At 42.8% G+C, this 15698-nt stretch carries 11 protein-coding genes; 2 read left to right on the plus strand and 9 right to left on the minus strand.

Annotated elements, in window-relative coordinates:
- Nucleotides 1-20: 20 nt before the first annotated feature.
- Entirely contained in the window at nucleotides 21-1070 is a 1050-nt protein-coding gene (locus ACFQZI_RS05835) for a response regulator (RefSeq protein ID WP_377139654.1), read from the minus strand.
- Nucleotides 1067-2254, minus strand: coding sequence for a PAS domain-containing sensor histidine kinase (locus ACFQZI_RS05840; RefSeq protein WP_377139657.1), 1188 nt, complete (start codon nucleotides 2252-2254; stop codon nucleotides 1067-1069). Before ACFQZI_RS05840 ends, ACFQZI_RS05835 begins: the two co-directional genes overlap by 4 nt.
- Before the next feature lie 481 nt (nucleotides 2255-2735).
- Between ACFQZI_RS05840 and ACFQZI_RS05845 the strand changes: the two genes are divergently transcribed.
- Together ACFQZI_RS05845 and ACFQZI_RS05850 are read left to right on the plus strand one after the other, a co-directional pair.
- Nucleotides 2736-4223, plus strand: a complete 1488-nt coding sequence (locus ACFQZI_RS05845) for a L,D-transpeptidase family protein (RefSeq protein ID WP_377139659.1) — start codon at nucleotides 2736-2738, stop codon at nucleotides 4221-4223.
- Between the two features lie 99 nt (nucleotides 4224-4322).
- Nucleotides 4323-5177, plus strand: a complete 855-nt coding sequence (locus ACFQZI_RS05850; protein WP_377139662.1) for a universal stress protein — start codon at nucleotides 4323-4325, stop codon at nucleotides 5175-5177.
- A 154-nt stretch (nucleotides 5178-5331) separates the two neighbouring features.
- On the opposite strand, the gene ACFQZI_RS05855 is transcribed toward ACFQZI_RS05850, so the two are convergent.
- The 7 genes from ACFQZI_RS05855 to glgX all read right to left on the minus strand — a co-directional run bounded on the left by ACFQZI_RS05855 (nucleotide 5332) and on the right by glgX (nucleotide 15696).
- Nucleotides 5332-5574, minus strand: a complete 243-nt coding sequence (locus tag ACFQZI_RS05855; RefSeq protein ID WP_377139664.1) for a hypothetical protein — start codon at nucleotides 5572-5574, stop codon at nucleotides 5332-5334.
- A 111-nt stretch (nucleotides 5575-5685) separates the two neighbouring features.
- Nucleotides 5686-5943 (minus strand): hypothetical protein, encoded by a 258-nt coding sequence (locus tag ACFQZI_RS05860; RefSeq protein ID WP_377139666.1) that lies wholly within the window; start codon nucleotides 5941-5943, stop codon nucleotides 5686-5688.
- Between the two features lie 12 nt (nucleotides 5944-5955).
- Nucleotides 5956-6435 (minus strand): hypothetical protein, encoded by a 480-nt coding sequence (locus ACFQZI_RS05865; RefSeq protein WP_377139669.1) that lies wholly within the window; start codon nucleotides 6433-6435, stop codon nucleotides 5956-5958.
- Nucleotides 6436-6439: 4 nt separating this feature from the next.
- A complete protein-coding gene (locus ACFQZI_RS05870) occupies nucleotides 6440-7537 on the minus strand; it encodes a zinc-dependent alcohol dehydrogenase (protein ID WP_377139672.1) in 1098 nt (365 codons plus the stop codon).
- A gap of 294 nt (nucleotides 7538-7831) precedes the next feature.
- Entirely contained in the window at nucleotides 7832-11788 is a 3957-nt protein-coding gene (treY, locus tag ACFQZI_RS05875) for a malto-oligosyltrehalose synthase (RefSeq protein WP_377139675.1), read from the minus strand.
- Nucleotides 11781-13571, minus strand: a complete 1791-nt coding sequence (gene treZ / locus ACFQZI_RS05880; RefSeq protein ID WP_377139678.1) for a malto-oligosyltrehalose trehalohydrolase — start codon at nucleotides 13569-13571, stop codon at nucleotides 11781-11783. Before treZ ends, treY begins: the two co-directional genes overlap by 8 nt.
- Nucleotides 13564-15696 carry a glycogen debranching protein GlgX gene (gene glgX, locus ACFQZI_RS05885; RefSeq protein WP_377139681.1) on the minus strand — a complete coding sequence of 711 codons (2133 nt, stop codon included), beginning with the start codon at nucleotides 15694-15696 and terminating at the stop codon, nucleotides 13564-13566. Before glgX ends, treZ begins: the two co-directional genes overlap by 8 nt.
- Between the last annotated feature and the right edge of the window lie 2 nt (nucleotides 15697-15698).

Raw genomic sequence — 15698 nt, forward strand, 5'->3', positions numbered from 1 at the left:
AGCCATAAATATGACGCTCGTCAGTTTTTCATCCTGGCTATCCGTTTTTCGTCGAGAATGGTGATAAGGCTGCCTTTTTTTTCAATGAGGCCTTCGTCTTTAAAATCCGTTAAAGTGCGGCTTACAGTTTCGGTAGCCATACCCGTCATGGCAGCAAGGTCTTCGCGGCTTATTTTAAACCCTTCTTGTGCGCTGCTTTGCTTATTTAAGCGTAACAGCGATTCGGCCATGCGTTTACGTACAGAATTGTAGGCAAGGTGCAATAGCTGTTCTTCTTTATCCCTAACGTCATTCGCTAACAGGCTAATAAATTCCCGTGCCACATCCGGATATTGGTTTATCAGTTCATCTAACTGCTCTTTAGGTATCAGGCAAAGCTGCGAATCTTCCAGCGCGGTAGCTGTATCGGCATATGCTTCGTTAGCCAACATGGCGTTAACCCCAAGGTAGTCATCAGTAGTGAATATACCTGTCATTAACTCGCGTCCATCCTCGGCAAGTTTCATGGATTTTATTTTACCGCTTAAAATTATATAAAGCCCATTCGCTTTATCACCATCGTAATAAACAACCTGTCCTTTTTTAAACTGGCGGCTTTTACGTTCGGCTACAATGCGCTTAAGCTCGGCCAGGCCATTGTTTTTAGATAGCAGGTTGTTCAGGCGCTCCAGCGGGTTAGTGTAAAAATTTTCCTGTGCCTCTTTCTTTTTTAAACGGGTTTCAATGGCGTTAAGCAATTCAATATCATCAAAAGGTTTGGTAAGATAATCATCGGCACCCATCTCCATACCTTTTCGCAGATCTAAACGCTCGGCTTTGGCGGTCAAAAATATAAAGGGTATGGTGGCGGTTTCGGGATTTTTATTAAGCATATAAAGTACGCCATAGCCATCCAGGTCGGGCATCATAATATCGCAAAGTATTATATCGGGTTTGTTTTTAAGTGCCAGGTCTACGCCAATTTTGCCGTTACTTGCCTGTAGCACCTCAAAATCTGCCAGCTCTAATATCTCAACAACATTCTCCCTAATGTCGGTATTATCTTCTATGATCAATACTTGCTTACTCATATCCTATCAAACGAAATTGTAAATGATGTGCCCCGGTTTACTTCACTGTTAAATTCTATTTTTCCCTGCATCAGCTCGGTGTAACGCGCTACTATATTAAGCCCCAAACCGGTACCCGGAATGTTACCTGTATTATGCGCCCTGAAAAACGGTTCGAAAAGGTGTTTCTGATCTTTTTCGGGGATACCAATGCCATTGTCTTTTATAACAACAGTGCAGGCGTTATTATTTATCTCTGTATTAAATTCAATAAAGCTGTTTTCGCCCGAGTATTTGATGGCGTTGGCTATTAAATTAAAAACGCAGTTTTTCAATAAGTTTTGGTCCAAATTAACCATACTTTCTTGACCGGTATGCTGGTAAATAATATGCTGGTTTTGCTTGGCTACCATCTGCATTTCTTCGGTAATTTCTTCTGATAACTTAACCAGGTCGAAGTTGGTAAATGTAGGTTCTATCTTGCCGGCCTCCAGTTTTTCGAGCGAGAGGAAATCATTTAATATAGTAGTTAGGTTGCCTACCGCGTTTTTGATCTTTCCCACATGCTTGGCAATATTATCGCTTTTAAACGCCTGGGCGTATTTATCAACCAGCGAGGCAGATAATTGTATAGCGCTTAAAGGTGTGCGGAACTCATGCGATGCCATGGAAACAAACCGGCTTTTAAGCTGGCCCAGTTCTTTTTCTTTTTCTAATGACAGGCTAACTTCCTCCTTTGCGCTTTGCAGCGCGGTTACAGTTTCTTTTAAAGATTGTGTTCTTTCATGCACAAGGTCTTCCAGGTGTGTTGCATATTCTTTTAACTGTTCCTCGGCTTCTTTTTGCCTGCTTAGGTCATGAATAAAACCGGTATATATTTTACGGCCCGAGTATGCCACCTCGCTTACGCCTAACCTGAACGGAAAGGTAGTGCCATCTTTTCGTAAGCCGGTTACCTCGCGGCCAATGCCAATAATGTGGGGCACGCCGGTATGCTGGTAGCGCCTTATATATTCGTCGTGTTGTGTACGGTCTGGCGGCGGCATTAAATATGAGATGTTTTTGCCAACAACCTCTTCGGGCGCGTAATTAAAAAGGGTACATGCAGCCGGATTGATGGTTTCAATCAGCCCTCTTTCATCAATTGTAATGATGCCATCAATGGCATTTTGTATAATGGCTTTAAGTAGCGCCGCATTTTCCATAAAACTAAGTTAGTCCTTTACAACTAACATCCGCAAATATCATAAGTGCAATACCGTAAAAATGTAACATCATTCATGTCAAATAATGACGCGTGTCACTTTTTAAACCAGGTAGCCGCTATAATTTAATGTAACCCATTTTTACGCGTGATGCCGGTCATGTATCTATATAATTACATTAACCAATTTTGCATTAAATTAATAAATACAATAGCAAATAACACCAAAATACAGTTCTTAAACCGGCCGCACCACACGTTAAAAATTAGAAGTTAATATATAAATCATTCAGTTGGTAATTTGAGTGAAAATATTCATTGTTACAGCCCGTCTAAAAACCCCTATAATACATATAACAATTGCAGGCACCATAACTTATGGTGCCTTTTTTATGCAGATGCGTTAGGTCAGCTTAATACATGATTTGGGTCATTATTTTACACGGCTGTTTATCAGACCTTTATTGCATTAAACAAAGGTTATGAAAACACGTACAAACGCAGGGGACTACAACTTATATAGCCGTAAAGCCAATACCTTATTGCTTACCTGCTTATTTCTTATTGTTATGATGCTGGCCGTATTTGTAAGCATGGCGGCAGTTAAACAGCCGGCGCGTAAGCTTTATGATAAAGAACTATCTGCCGAGATAGAAAAGCAACTTGTAGGCGGAAAGCTATCACTGAACTTTCCGGCATCGGTAAAACGGTTTTACACGCAAAGGCAGTTTGATGCAAATTGGTTGGCCAAAGAAACAGCCGAGGACCAAACATGGGCAGCCATGCTTATGATAGATTGTGTTTTGCAATTTGGGCTTAACCAAGCCGATTATCACCCTAAAGAATTATTATACAGCACGCTTCATGATATTTTTGAGCGCCCTGCCGGGGTGCCTCTTGATCAGCAGGCACGTTTCGATATTATGCTAACGGATGCCATGGTATCATTTGCAAATAACCTTCACTTTGGTAAATATAACCCACAGTACCCCGCCTCAAAAATAGACAAAGGCAATTTAGATTTTGATGCGCTTAGCCTGATCAATATGGCTATGCAGAGCAAGGACCTGATGTTAACCATTACCGGTGCACAACCACAAAATAAACTGTATCAGGATATACAATCGCGGATGCATGCCATTGCGGGAGTGCAACTTGGAGATTGTTATGAATTTCCTGAAGCAGATGTGCGTAAGATGGCCCTTAATATGGAACGATTGAGATGGGCTACCCTTGATACTGATAACTACCTGCAGGTTAATGTGCCATCCTATAAATTAAGCTTTTATCACAATGGCTTGCTCGATACCTTTAGGGTAATAGTTGGCAAACCCGGTAATGCCACACCAACTTTAAATAGCGCTGTTAACTATTTTACCACAGCGCCAGAATGGAAAGTGCCACAAAAAATATTTATAAAAGAACTGCTTCCTAAAGCTATTAAAGATACCGCGTATCTCAGCGCCCACCATTATTCAATTTATAACGATGCCGGGATGCTTATTAACCCCAATAAAACATACTTGCTAAAAATAAAACAAGCCCCGCAACGCTACCGTGCAACACAATCTGCGGGGTGCGATAATGCGCTTGGGCAAGTGGTATTTAGGTTTGCTAATATTCATGACATCTATTTACACGATACACCCGAACAGGAACTGTTTTACAGGAAAAACCGGGCTTTAAGCCACGGTTGTGTAAGAGTGCAATATGCCGCTAAGCTGGCTAAATTAATGTTAGAGAACGACGGTTTAAGTGTTGTTGTACCAACTATGGAAAAAGCTATCGACAGAGGCATCAGAAAAAACTTCGTTCTAAAAAAACCGGTTAAAATAGCCGTTACCTACATCACCTGCGAAATTGTTAATGGCCGGCTTGTAGTTTATGATGATGTGTATGGGCTTGACAAAAACCTGGATATGCTTTTATATAAAAAAGACGACCAAACCCTTAAAGTGACCCAAAACTAATTTACTTGACAGCTATCATAAAAATAAATTAGGGTATGTGAACCCTGTCATTATTTAAACAAAGAGATAAAAGCACTTTTGAAATAAAAAAATCTGGAAATGAAAACCATAGTTGTACCAACGGATTTCTCACCATCTGCCAATAACGCTGCAAAATACGCGCTTAAAATAGCCCAAAAGGTTAAGGCAAACATTAAATTATGTAATGCCATAAAAGTCCCCTCAGAATCCGTCATGGCTGCACAGGTTGCCTGGCCACTGGAAGATTTTGAAAGTTTGCGCGAAGGGTCTGAGGCCGAGTTGAATTATTTAACAACCGTTTTAGAAAAAGAACCGAATACGGAAAACGATGGCTTTCAACCACGTATCAGTCATACTACAGGCGTGGGCTATGTTACAGACTATATTAGAAACATTGTTTGCGATGATCATGCAAATATGGTGGTAATGGGCATGTCGGGGGCTAATGTATTCTCGCGGTTTGTGCTGGGTAGTAATAGCCGCGATCTGATCAACAAGGCCGATTTTCCCTTATTACTGATACCTAAAGCTTATACTTACAAGCCGTTAAAAAAGATTGGCTTTGCTACAGATTTAAGCGGAGCGGATATAGACGCCCTGCATTCTCTGGCCAACTTTGCAAGATATTTTAATGCAGAAATACTGATAAGCCATGTTTTACAAACTCCGGGGCAGGATCAAAAACAAATAGACTCGTTTTTAAGTGATGTTACCTGCAAGGTAGATTACCCTAATATTTACTACCGGAGTTTACAAAGTGATGGTGTTAAGGATGGCCTTCACTGGCTGGCAGAGAACGGGCATATAGATATGTTGGTTATGATCCATCGTAATAACAGTATTTTTAATAACAGTTATACCCAAAAATTTGCAGTTAAAAGTAAAGTACCGCTAATGGTATTACCGCATGGCTTTGATAAATTTTTATTGTAATTAGTTAATTTCCGGATGAGGTTTATGAATTAGGCAAGGCTGTAATTATGGCATCAATGGATGATTTGGATAATTAAAATAGAATATACAATAAAGCAGGGCCAACAGCCCTGCTTTATTAATACAAGAGTCGAAAGATATAAAACACCAACGGTTAACGGTGTTTTTGCTTGTCCTCAGAATCTGTAGCGTGCGTTTTGTCGTTACCGGGCCCAACAGAGCTACCGGTGCTGTCGCCCTTTGTGGCTTCGGGCCTGCCATTTTTAGGGTCTTGTTTATCAAACGCAGCTGTTGTATCGGGTTTGTCATTTGCGCCCATTGCACCTTGTGGGTTGCCCTTACAAGCAAGTAGTAATACGCTTGTAGTTATTAATATTGCCGTTGCTGTTTTTTTCATTGCCTGTTGTTTTGTTATTAGTTGCTTCGCCACCCGTAATTGTGTCACCACGCCGCATGGGTAATGAATGACTTTTCCTTCATGGGGCTACCACAACTTTCTTTTAAAATCTTATTTTTTTTGTATCGAGGTATCTGGCTTTTTAGGTAACGGCGCGCCGTTAACCGTATCCTGTGGGGTAAGCGTTGTATCGCCAACTGTACCTGCTCCGGCAGAACCGGTACCAGAACCAGGGGCGCCATTACCGTCATTTAAACTTACCGAGTCTGACTTTCCGGCATCGTTGCTTCCGCTGGTGCTGCCGTTGCCTTTACAGCCGTAAGTTGCTGCACCGGCTGCTATCAAAAATATCCAAATGTATTTTTTCATGATTTTTATAGTTTATTTATGTTTTTTATTTATTGATGACCATACAACCGCTGCAACTACAGCGCCTATAACCAATTTTCTGATTACCGCGAGCCGGTTATATTTCCACTCTGCCTTGTAACCCCGCTCGGCTATAATGTTAGGGAAGCGACCATCTTTAATATCATCTATCACTCCCTCCAAAATATTTATACGGTCGGCAAGTATAAGAGGCAACCAATGGCGGTACCTGTCTTCACTATGCTTAAAGGCATAACGCCTTATAACACCACTAAGGCCCGACGGCGGCACAGTTGTACCAAATACGGCAGTTAAGCCCGGTCGCTCGTTAGATTTTAATATCTCCACATTTGCCGGCTGCTGTTCAGACCGTTCATAATTAATGCGTTTATGATCGTCGCCAGTGTAATTTTTAATAGGGTAGGTGGGTTCATTTTCCGGATCGGCATCCATTCCCCATCCGGGTATATCTTTATAATTTTGTGCTGACATGTTGTTATCTTTTAGTAGATGGTATTAAAACGGTTTTGATACACTCGTCGAGTTTTGAGGAAAATAGCCGGTAAGCATCGCTTATTTCTTCGAGCGGGATACGATGGGTTATTAACTCGCTTGGTTTTAACCTGCCGGATTGTACATGGTCTATCAGCTTCGGTAATAATCTTTTTACCGATGCCTGGTTAGCCCTTATAGTGATGCCTTTGTTTACTACATTGCCTATAGGCACCAGGTTAAACGGTGGACCGTAAACGCCTACAATTGATACAATGCCACCTTTTTTAACGCTGTTAATGGCCCATTGTAGCGCGGTAGTAGCGCCAGCCTGTAACAGGCCAACCCTGCCGCTTAATGTTTGCAGTGTGTTACCCTCTGCCTCGCAGCCTACGCAATCAATACAAACGTCGGCCCCATACCAGTCGGTTGTTTTTTTAAGAAAAACTACAGGATCTTCTAATGATTTAAAGTTGTACACTTCACACTTGGCATAGTTCTTTGCAAACTCCAGGCGGTAATCAATATGATCGATAACAATTACGCGCGATGGACCAAAAAACCAGGCACAACGTGCCGCCATAATGCCTATAGGGCCCGCGCCAAAAATTACAACGGTATCGCCCTCTTTAATGCCGCCCATTTCTGCCGCCTGATACCCGGTTGGCACAACATCGGTAAGCAATACAGCATCATCCGGATCCATATCTGCGGGGATTACCGTTGGCCCTACATCCGCGTAAGGTACGCGTACATATTCGGCCTGCCCGCCATCAAAGCCCCCGGCAGTATGTGAATAGCCAAATATGCCACCTACAGCGGTTGCCATAGGGTTAGATTCGTGACAGTTACCGTATAATCCCTGCTTGCAAAAGTTACACTTACCACATGCTATATTAAACGGAACCAACACATGGTCGCCAACTTTAAGGTTTTGTACTAAAGGGCCTACTTCTTCAACAATGCCTGTAAACTCATGGCCGAACGTAGACCCAACGCGGGTATCCGGTACAAGGCCATGGTACAAATGAAGATCAGAGCCACAGATGCAGCTGCGGGTTACCCTTACTATGGCATCTTCGGGATGAAGGATTTCGGGCATCGGTTTTTGTTCTGCCCTGACCCGGTATGGGCCACGATAATTCATTGCTAACATATAAAGCTTTTTAGTGGTTAAACAAATATTTCGGAAGGGAGCGGCTAATACTTTTAAGTAGCGGATATATTATAACAACCCTTTGAATTTATAATTGTTTAACTTAATTAACTTTAAAGAAATTAATATATCGTAAATATTTTAGAAGGTAAATTGTTAACCCCTTAAGTTGGGGTTGTGCGTAACAGGGAATATGGTTTAAACGGCATCTTATATTTTATAAGATCGTGCTTAAATACTTTAAACGCGATCAAATAAGGCCGCCCATTTTTTCATTTTTTTGATGGGGATGTTATTGAAATTGGACTCTGATAATTGCCATTTCCAATTAGTGCCATCTTCACCGGCGGGTGTGTTCATTCTGCTCTGTTCGTCAAGTTTAAACCAATCCTGCAAAGGGATTATTGCAGTATTACAAACAGAACCTAATGCCATCCTAATGATAGTATTGACAATGTTTCGTTCCTTTACATCAATGCCAGCGTAGCGTTTTAAATTTTTAATAACTGTTTTATCCGCATCCTGCCTAAACCACCCGAGCGTTGTGTTATTATCATGCGTACCGGTATAAACAATATCATTTGGCGTATGATGATGAGGGATGTAATCAGACTGTGCAATGTTATCACCAAAGGCAAATTGCAACACTTTCATGCCCGGTAGAGCAAACTCATCTTTCAATTGATGTACTTTTTCGTCTATATCGCCCAGATCTTCGGCTACTAACGGCAAATTGGGTATGGCAGCTAACAGCGTTTTGAAAAAATCAGAGCCCGGGCCGTTGAGCCATTTGCCATTTATGGCGGTATCTTCATTAGCGGGAACTGCCCAATAATCGGCAAAGGCCCTGAAATGGTCAAGTCGCAGCAAATCGAACCATTGCAGGTTCTTTTTGATGCGTTTTAACCACCAGTCATATCCTTGTTCCTTTAATTTTTGCCAATTATATACAGGTGTTCCCCAGCGCTGGCCATTGCTGTTGAAATAATCGGGCGGTACGCCTGATACATTGATCATGTCCAGATTCTCATCTAGGTCAAATAGTTCCGGCTCGGTCCATACATCTGCAGAATCGTAGCTAATGTAAAAAGGGATGTCGCCAAAAATGCTGATGCCTAAATTGTTACAATGCGCCTTAAGATTTAACCATTGCTTCGTAAATATAAATTGTAACCATTTAACTTTTTCAACTTCGCCAGTGTTCACTTCAGCAAATTGCTGTAGCGCATTTTGTTTTCTAAACTTAAATTCATCTGGCCAGGTATACCAGGGTGCTTGGTGATATTTATCTTTTAGTACACAAAAAAAGGCGTAATTGTCAAGCCATGTCTTTTCCTGCTCACAAAACAAGGCGAAATTTTTCTGTAATGCTTCTGTAGGGTGGCTTATATAAATTTGCCAGGCTTTCTCGAGTAACTGATTTTTTATGTCCTGCGCCTTTTCAAAATTTAACTGCCGGTTCTCTCCATTGTACTGTTGCAAATCAATTGATGTTAGCAGGCCATCTTCAACCAATTGTTCCGGACTAATTAACAATATATTACCCGCCTGGCTGGATGTTGAGCTGTAGGGGGAGAACGCATCGGCAGCGCTTACCGAGTTGAGCGGTAATATTTGCCAATAACGCTGGTAACCTTCCTTTAATAATTTGGCAAACTGCCGGGCTTTTGGCCCAAGATCGCCAATGCCAAAATTTGAGGGCAGCGATGTAATATGTAATAAAACACCCGCGGCCCGCTTGCTTGTTGAGTTGTTAAGCTCTAATACCGCAACCGGGAGTTCCTTGAGCATAGTGCTGATGGCGATCTTTTTACCTGTTAAGCCTGTTTCATTCGTTATAATGTTTTTAAACGATACAGGCGCTTCGTTTGGTAAATGTATATAGGTGTCATTCAGTTGCGCTTTGGCCCGTACCGGTACAATTGTAACAAGCCATTTATCCTGGTAAATTCTTGCAAAGGCAATAGCTTCATCGGCATGTTTGCCACTTAGGGTTATGGGGAGGTAGTCGCCGTTAGCAAAAACTTCTGCAAACTTGCTTCTTAAATCTAATAGCCGTTGCAAAAGCCAGGTTTTTACATGTCCGTTAAACTTGCTGCCCCAAATCTCTTCTATACTTTCGCGTTCGTTTGCGTCGAGGTAGGCTTGTCGAACGCTATAATCAACAGGACGGCGGTTATCAGGGTCAACCATGCTCAGATCCCAAAGTTCGCAGCCCTGGTAAATATCGGGCACGCCCGGGCAGGTAAGCTTTAATGTTAGCTGGGCAAGGGAATTCACTACGCCCAGGTCACATACTTTTTTATGGAATGTTTTAAAACTGTCCCAAAATGGCCGCGATGTATTCAGCAATGATGAAGCAAAGTGTTTTACCGCTTCCTCATAATTTTCGTTAGGATCTGCCCAGTTAGAATGCCGTTTTGCTTCGCGAAGTGTTTTTTCAAGATAAGCATCCAATCGTTCTGCAAAGTCGGCCGCTTGCTCACCGGGCATCGGGTACGTACCAATAAGCGTTTGGTAAATAAAATATTCATCATTGTTATCAGGCGCGCCACCTAATTTAATATCAGCATTTAGGGCCTGCCATTCCGTTACTTTTTCTATCCATTCGTCGCTTATGGTGCTTAACACATTTAAACGCGCCCTTACACCTTCACCCCGTTTGGTATCATGGGTAGCAGTTGCATTGAGTGCCAGCGGCCATTGGTTTTGGCGCTCAATCATTAATGTGTGAAACTCATCTGCCGGCAAACCAAATGTTTCGGGCGAATCGCCTACCTCATTATGGTCTATAAACCGGTTGTAAGTATACATTAACGTATCCTCTACACCCTTAGCCATTAAGGGTCCGCTAAATTGCATACAGCGTTGGTAAAAGCTTAATGCACGACGGTTATAATCGTCGTCTGCTTTGTGTTCAAACAATTGAAGGTTATCGCTTTTAATTTCGTTTAAAATCGTAACGAGTTTTTGTTCCTCTTCGTGAGGCAGCGGCCAGCTATTGCCATAAAAACGGTAAACTGGGAAGTTTATAAGTAAATGTGAAATGTCTTTTTTAATACCATCACGGTTGTTGGCGTCTCCTAATCCCAATTCAATAATCAGGTTGGTGAGGTTCTCCAGTTCGCCATTCATGTGAGTGGTCAGGATCAGGTTCTTTTTATCCTTTATCTGCTCATTTACCGGTCTTTTCTTCTCTGTTAGATCCTTGTAAAAACGGGTAAAGGCTTTTTCGCTTTTCCTGTCAGTAAAAAGATTGTTTACCTGCGCCAGAAAATCATAACCGGTTGTGCCTTGTATGGGCCATGCGGGCAAGGCTTCACCGGGTTCCAGGATCTTTTCAACTACGATATAAGTATCATCGCCTGCAAGTTTGCGGAGGCGTTGCAGGTACTGTTCAGGGTCATATAAACCATCAATGTGGTCGATACGCAGGCCCTGTATAACGTCTTCCTTAAGTAGTTGTGCTATTAACTGATGGAAATGGTCAAATACTTTCTGGCGTTGTATGTTGATGCAAATGAGTCCGTTTACTGTAAAAAATCGCCTGAAATTAATTTGCGTATCCGTTTCTTTCCAGTTACACAGCCTGTAATGTTGTTTGTTGGCAATTTCTATCAACTTGCTTTTGTCTACATTTAACACATCCGGATCTATTCCAGTAAGCGCCAACGCAGAATCGTCATTGATTGGCCAGAATTGATCCGCGTAATTAAAAAAGAAGCCATCATTTTGGTTGATGATCTTTAGCTCGCCGTTATTAATCACGTTTTCCAGGTCATCACCTAAAAAGGGAACCATGATGGGGCCTTTAAAGAATGTTTCGTCGGCCAGGCTTTGGTCAAAGTAATTGCGGTAAGGGGAGGAGGGGCCATTTTTGAGCAGGTCCATCAGCCATTTGTTATGGTGATGAAAAGCCATATGGTTGGGTACAATATCCTGTAACCAGCTTATACCAACTTGCTTTAACTTTTTACTGATGTCTTTTAATTGTTCAAGCGTTCCAATCTCAGGGTTTATAGTAAGCGGATCAACACCATCATACCCGTGATTGCTGCCCGGTACCGCGCTAAATATGGGCGACGCATATAAAGTTTTTACACCCAGTTTGGCCAAATAAGGGATTATCTGCTCCAGGTTTGCAAAAGTAAAATCCTTATGAAATTGTATGCGATAGGTAGATACCGGGTTAAACATATTTGTTTGTATAAATTATTATCGATTCTGGTTGAATGATGTTTTTTGGATGATCGTTATTCTTCGCAGAATTTAAAGCCATTTTTAGCGCATCGGCGGGCGGTTCGATCTGTTGTGGTTGTTTCGAGAAATTCATGAAGCAGTATACCTGGTTGCCATCTTTCCAACGATGGAGTTGCAAGGTTTGCTGTGTATCATTATAAGTTACAGATAGCTTTTGGCGCTCGGGGTTGCTTAGAGCAGGCAAGGTTTTACGTAGCCGGATAAGCGTTTTATAATATTGCAACATATCCTGCTGCTGCTCCTGGGCCATACTTCCCCAATTTAATTTCGATTTGGTGAACGTGCTTTCCGACTGCGGGTCGGGCGCTTCGCCCTGCACATGGAAAGCTTTAAATTCTTCTTTACGGCCTTTACGCACGGCTTCGATCAACTCTTGATCTCCATGACTCACAAAATATAAAAAGGGGTTTTGTTCGCTGTATTCCTCGCCCATAAATAGCATTGGCAGGTAGGGACTAACCATTACCGCGGCAGCCATCAATTTTTGCATTGATGAGCTAAATAGCACGCTACTGCGCTCGCCAAGCATGCGGTTGCCCACATGGTCATGGTTTTGCGAGAACACTACAAACTGGCTGCCCGGGTTATCTGTTTTAGTACCAAATGTTTTTTGGCGCTCTTCGGAGTAAATCCCATCGTATACGTAAGCATCGCGGTAAGATTTAGCCAGATGCTTTATTCCCTCAAAATCCGAGTAATAACCGTTACGTTCTCCGCCCGCGGTTACACGTAAAGCATGATGGAATTCGTCTATCCATTGCGCATCCATGCCATAGCCATGTTCTTTGATTGGGTCGATGAAGCGTTTATCGTTCAGGTCAAATTCTATAATGAGGTAATGTGTGCGTCCTGTTTGGGCCATCAGTTCATCAACCGCTTCCCTCATTTCCTGTAAAATATGTTTAGGCCCAAAGTCTTTAATGGCATGTACCGCATCTAACCTCAATGCATCTATTTTAAAATCGCGGAACCACATTAACACATTTTGTACAAAGTAATTTCGCACTTCATCGCAGCCGGCATCGTCAAAGTTTATGGCGTTACCCCAGGGTGTGCGGTATTTATCGGTAAAGTATGACCCAAACTCATTAAAGTAATTGCCTTCGGGGCCAACATGGTTATAAACCACATCTAATATTACAGCTAAGCCATGCTTGTGGCAGGCATCTACCAACTTCATCAACCCTGAGGCACCCCCGTAAGAGTTTTGTACCGCGAACGGGAAAACACCATCATACCCCCAGTTTCGCCCACCAGGAAACTGTGCTACAGGCATAATTTCGATGGCAGTAACACCCAGTTCTTTTAAGTGTTGTAACTTATTTTTAATACCTTCAAAAGTTCCTTCAGGTGTAAAAGTGCCGGTATGTAGTTCATAAATAATGTAATCTTGTAATGGGGTGGCTTGCCATTCGGTTGTTTTCCACTCAAAGCTTTTCAGGTCAATAGCCTGCGATTGCCCATGCACACCGTCCGGCTGCGACCGTGAAGCAGGGTCGGGCAGTTGTTTAGTCCCATCTAATAGGAATGAATATTTATCAAAGGGCTTAATTATATCCGTAGTAAGCGTCCAGTAGCCTTTTTCAACTTTGTTTAACGGCAATTGTTCTTTGTCGTTTAAAAGAATAGCCGCTGTATCTGCCTTTGGCGCCCAAAGCACAACGCATGCTGTACCATCTTCTAAAAAACTTACGCCGGGTATTAGATCTTCTTTATTCATTAAAAAGCTTATTACGCAATACAACAACTGCTCTTCCTTCAACACGTATGCTTTCCCGGTTGTTTATGGTTTGCTCAAAAACATCGTCATTAGCCGTATCTAAAACAATCTCCCAGCTTTTATTATTCAGCACTTCGGGCAACCTGTATTCCAGTGGTTCGTGATGTGCGTTAAACATCAAATAAAAATTATCGTCTTTTATTGGGACACCCTTTGGATCTACCGAGTGCAGGCCAAGGCCGTTGAGATAGATACCCAGAGAACGCGCGAAATCGTGATCCCAGTTATGGTCTTCCATCGGCCCCCCTTCAGGTAAAAACCAGGCAATATCTTCGGGACCCTTACCCTTAACAGGTTTACCCCTGAACCATTTCCGCCGGCGGAATATGGGGTGGTCTTTCCGCAAAGCGATGAGGCGGCGGGTAAAGGCTAATAAGTCCCGATCCGCTTCGCCCCAATTAAGCCACGAGATCTCGTTATCCTGGCAGTATGCGTTGTTATTACCTTGTTGTGTACGCCCAAATTCATCCCCTGCAACAAGCATAGGCACCCCTTGCGATAGAAATAGGGTAGTAAGCAGGTTTCGTTTCTGACGATCGCGCAGCTTTATAACTTCCGGGTCATCAGTAGGCCCTTCGGCACCGCAATTCCAGGATCGGTTATGGCTTTCGCCGTCGTTATTATCTTCTCCGTTTGCTTCGTTATGTTTTTCGTTGTATGATACCAGATCGTTAAGCGTAAAGCCGTCATGAGCAGTAATAAAATTAATACTGGCGGTTGGTTTGCGGTAATCCTCCTGGTAAAGATCGGGGCTGCCGGTAAAGCGCTGGCCAAACTCGCCCAGCATACTGTCGGCGCCAATCCAGTAATCGCGGATGCAATCACGGAATTTTCCATTCCACTCGCCCCATCCCGGCGGGAAGTTACCCACCTGGTAGCCATCTTCGCCTATATCCCACGGTTCTGATATCAGCTTTACCTGAGAAATGGTAGGGTCCTGGTAAATGATGTCGAAAAAGCCGCTTAACCTGTTCACTTCATGAAGCTCCCGGGCAAGGGTGGCTGCAAGGTCAAACCTAAAGCCATCAACGTGCATTTCTGTTATCCAATAACGCAGGCTATCCATAATGTAGCGCAATACATTTGGCAGCATGGCATTCAGCGTGTTGCCGGTGCCGGTATAATCGTTATAATATCTTTTATTATCATCTACTAGCCTGTAGTATGATGAGTTATCAATACCTTTTAATGATAGCGTAGGGCCCATGTGGTTACCTTCGCCGGTATGGTTGTAAACTACATCAAGTATTACCTCTATACCGGCCTTGTGCAGTGCTTTTACCATTTGTTTAAACTCCTGTACCTGCTGTCCGTTGTCGATATTACCGGCGTAACGCACATCAGGTGCAAAAAAACCTATCGTATTGTAACCCCAGTAATTGCTTAAACCTTTTTCGGCAAGGTGCCTGTCGTTTACAAAATGGTGTACCGGCATCAATTCTATAGCCGTTACCCCAAGTTCTGTTAGATATTTTATGCTTGCCGGGTGTCCAATGGCTTCATAAGTGCCTCTTATTTCTTCGGGAATATCGGGGTGGAGTTGCGTAAAGCCCTTAACATGTGTTTCGTAAATTACAGATTGATGATAAGGCGTACGCGGCGGCTGGTCGTCTTCCCAATCAAATGTTGGGTCTACAACAACTGCCTTTGGTATATAAGGCGAGCTATCAGTAGCACTAAAACTCAGGTCTTCGGCATGGTGCCCAAGCTCATAACCAAATAACGAGTCGTGCCAGTCAATAGTGCCCGATATAGCTTTTGCATACGGGTCTATCAAAACTTTATTAGCGTTAAACCTGTGTCCTTGTTCAGGCTCATATGGGCCGTGTACCCTGTAGCCGTATAACTGGCCGGGCTTTATGCCGGGTATGTAACAGTGCCATATCTGGTGTGTGCGTTCGGTAAGTTTTATGCGTTCTTCCGGTTGTTTCTGCTCAGCAGATGAATCAAAAAGACAAAGTTCAACATTGGTTGCATTATCAGAGAACAACGCGAAGTTTACGCCTTGCCCATCATAGGTTGCGCCAAGCGGATACGGTTTACCGGGGTAAATATTTTTAGACATAC

It is taken from the genome of Mucilaginibacter lutimaris (genome assembly GCF_042676625.1).
In the GTDB taxonomy this organism is placed as follows: Bacteria; Bacteroidota; Bacteroidia; order Sphingobacteriales; family Sphingobacteriaceae; genus Mucilaginibacter; species Mucilaginibacter lutimaris.

What these genes read in the sequence shown, in the direction of transcription:
- treZ (WP_377139678.1), bottom strand. Translation starts at nt 13,571, where the DNA reads ATGAATAAAGAAGATCTAATACCCGGCGTAAGTTTTTTAGAAGATGGT.
- ACFQZI_RS05855 (WP_377139664.1), bottom strand. Translation starts at nt 5,574, where the DNA reads ATGAAAAAAACAGCAACGGCAATATTAATAACTACAAGCGTATTACTA.
- ACFQZI_RS05835 (WP_377139654.1), bottom strand. Translation starts at nt 1,070, where the DNA reads ATGAGTAAGCAAGTATTGATCATAGAAGATAATACCGACATTAGGGAG.
- ACFQZI_RS05865 (WP_377139669.1), bottom strand. Translation starts at nt 6,435, where the DNA reads ATGTCAGCACAAAATTATAAAGATATACCCGGATGGGGAATGGATGCC.
- treY (WP_377139675.1), bottom strand. Translation starts at nt 11,788, where the DNA reads ATGTTTAACCCGGTATCTACCTATCGCATACAATTTCATAAGGATTTT.
- ACFQZI_RS05840 (WP_377139657.1), bottom strand. Translation starts at nt 2,254, where the DNA reads ATGGAAAATGCGGCGCTACTTAAAGCCATTATACAAAATGCCATTGAT.
- glgX (WP_377139681.1), bottom strand. Translation starts at nt 15,696, where the DNA reads ATGTCTAAAAATATTTACCCCGGTAAACCGTATCCGCTTGGCGCAACC.
- ACFQZI_RS05845 (WP_377139659.1), top strand. Translation starts at nt 2,736, where the DNA reads ATGAAAACACGTACAAACGCAGGGGACTACAACTTATATAGCCGTAAA.
- ACFQZI_RS05850 (WP_377139662.1), top strand. Translation starts at nt 4,323, where the DNA reads ATGAAAACCATAGTTGTACCAACGGATTTCTCACCATCTGCCAATAAC.
- ACFQZI_RS05860 (WP_377139666.1), bottom strand. Translation starts at nt 5,943, where the DNA reads ATGAAAAAATACATTTGGATATTTTTGATAGCAGCCGGTGCAGCAACT.
- ACFQZI_RS05870 (WP_377139672.1), bottom strand. Translation starts at nt 7,537, where the DNA reads ATGCCCGAAATCCTTCATCCCGAAGATGCCATAGTAAGGGTAACCCGC.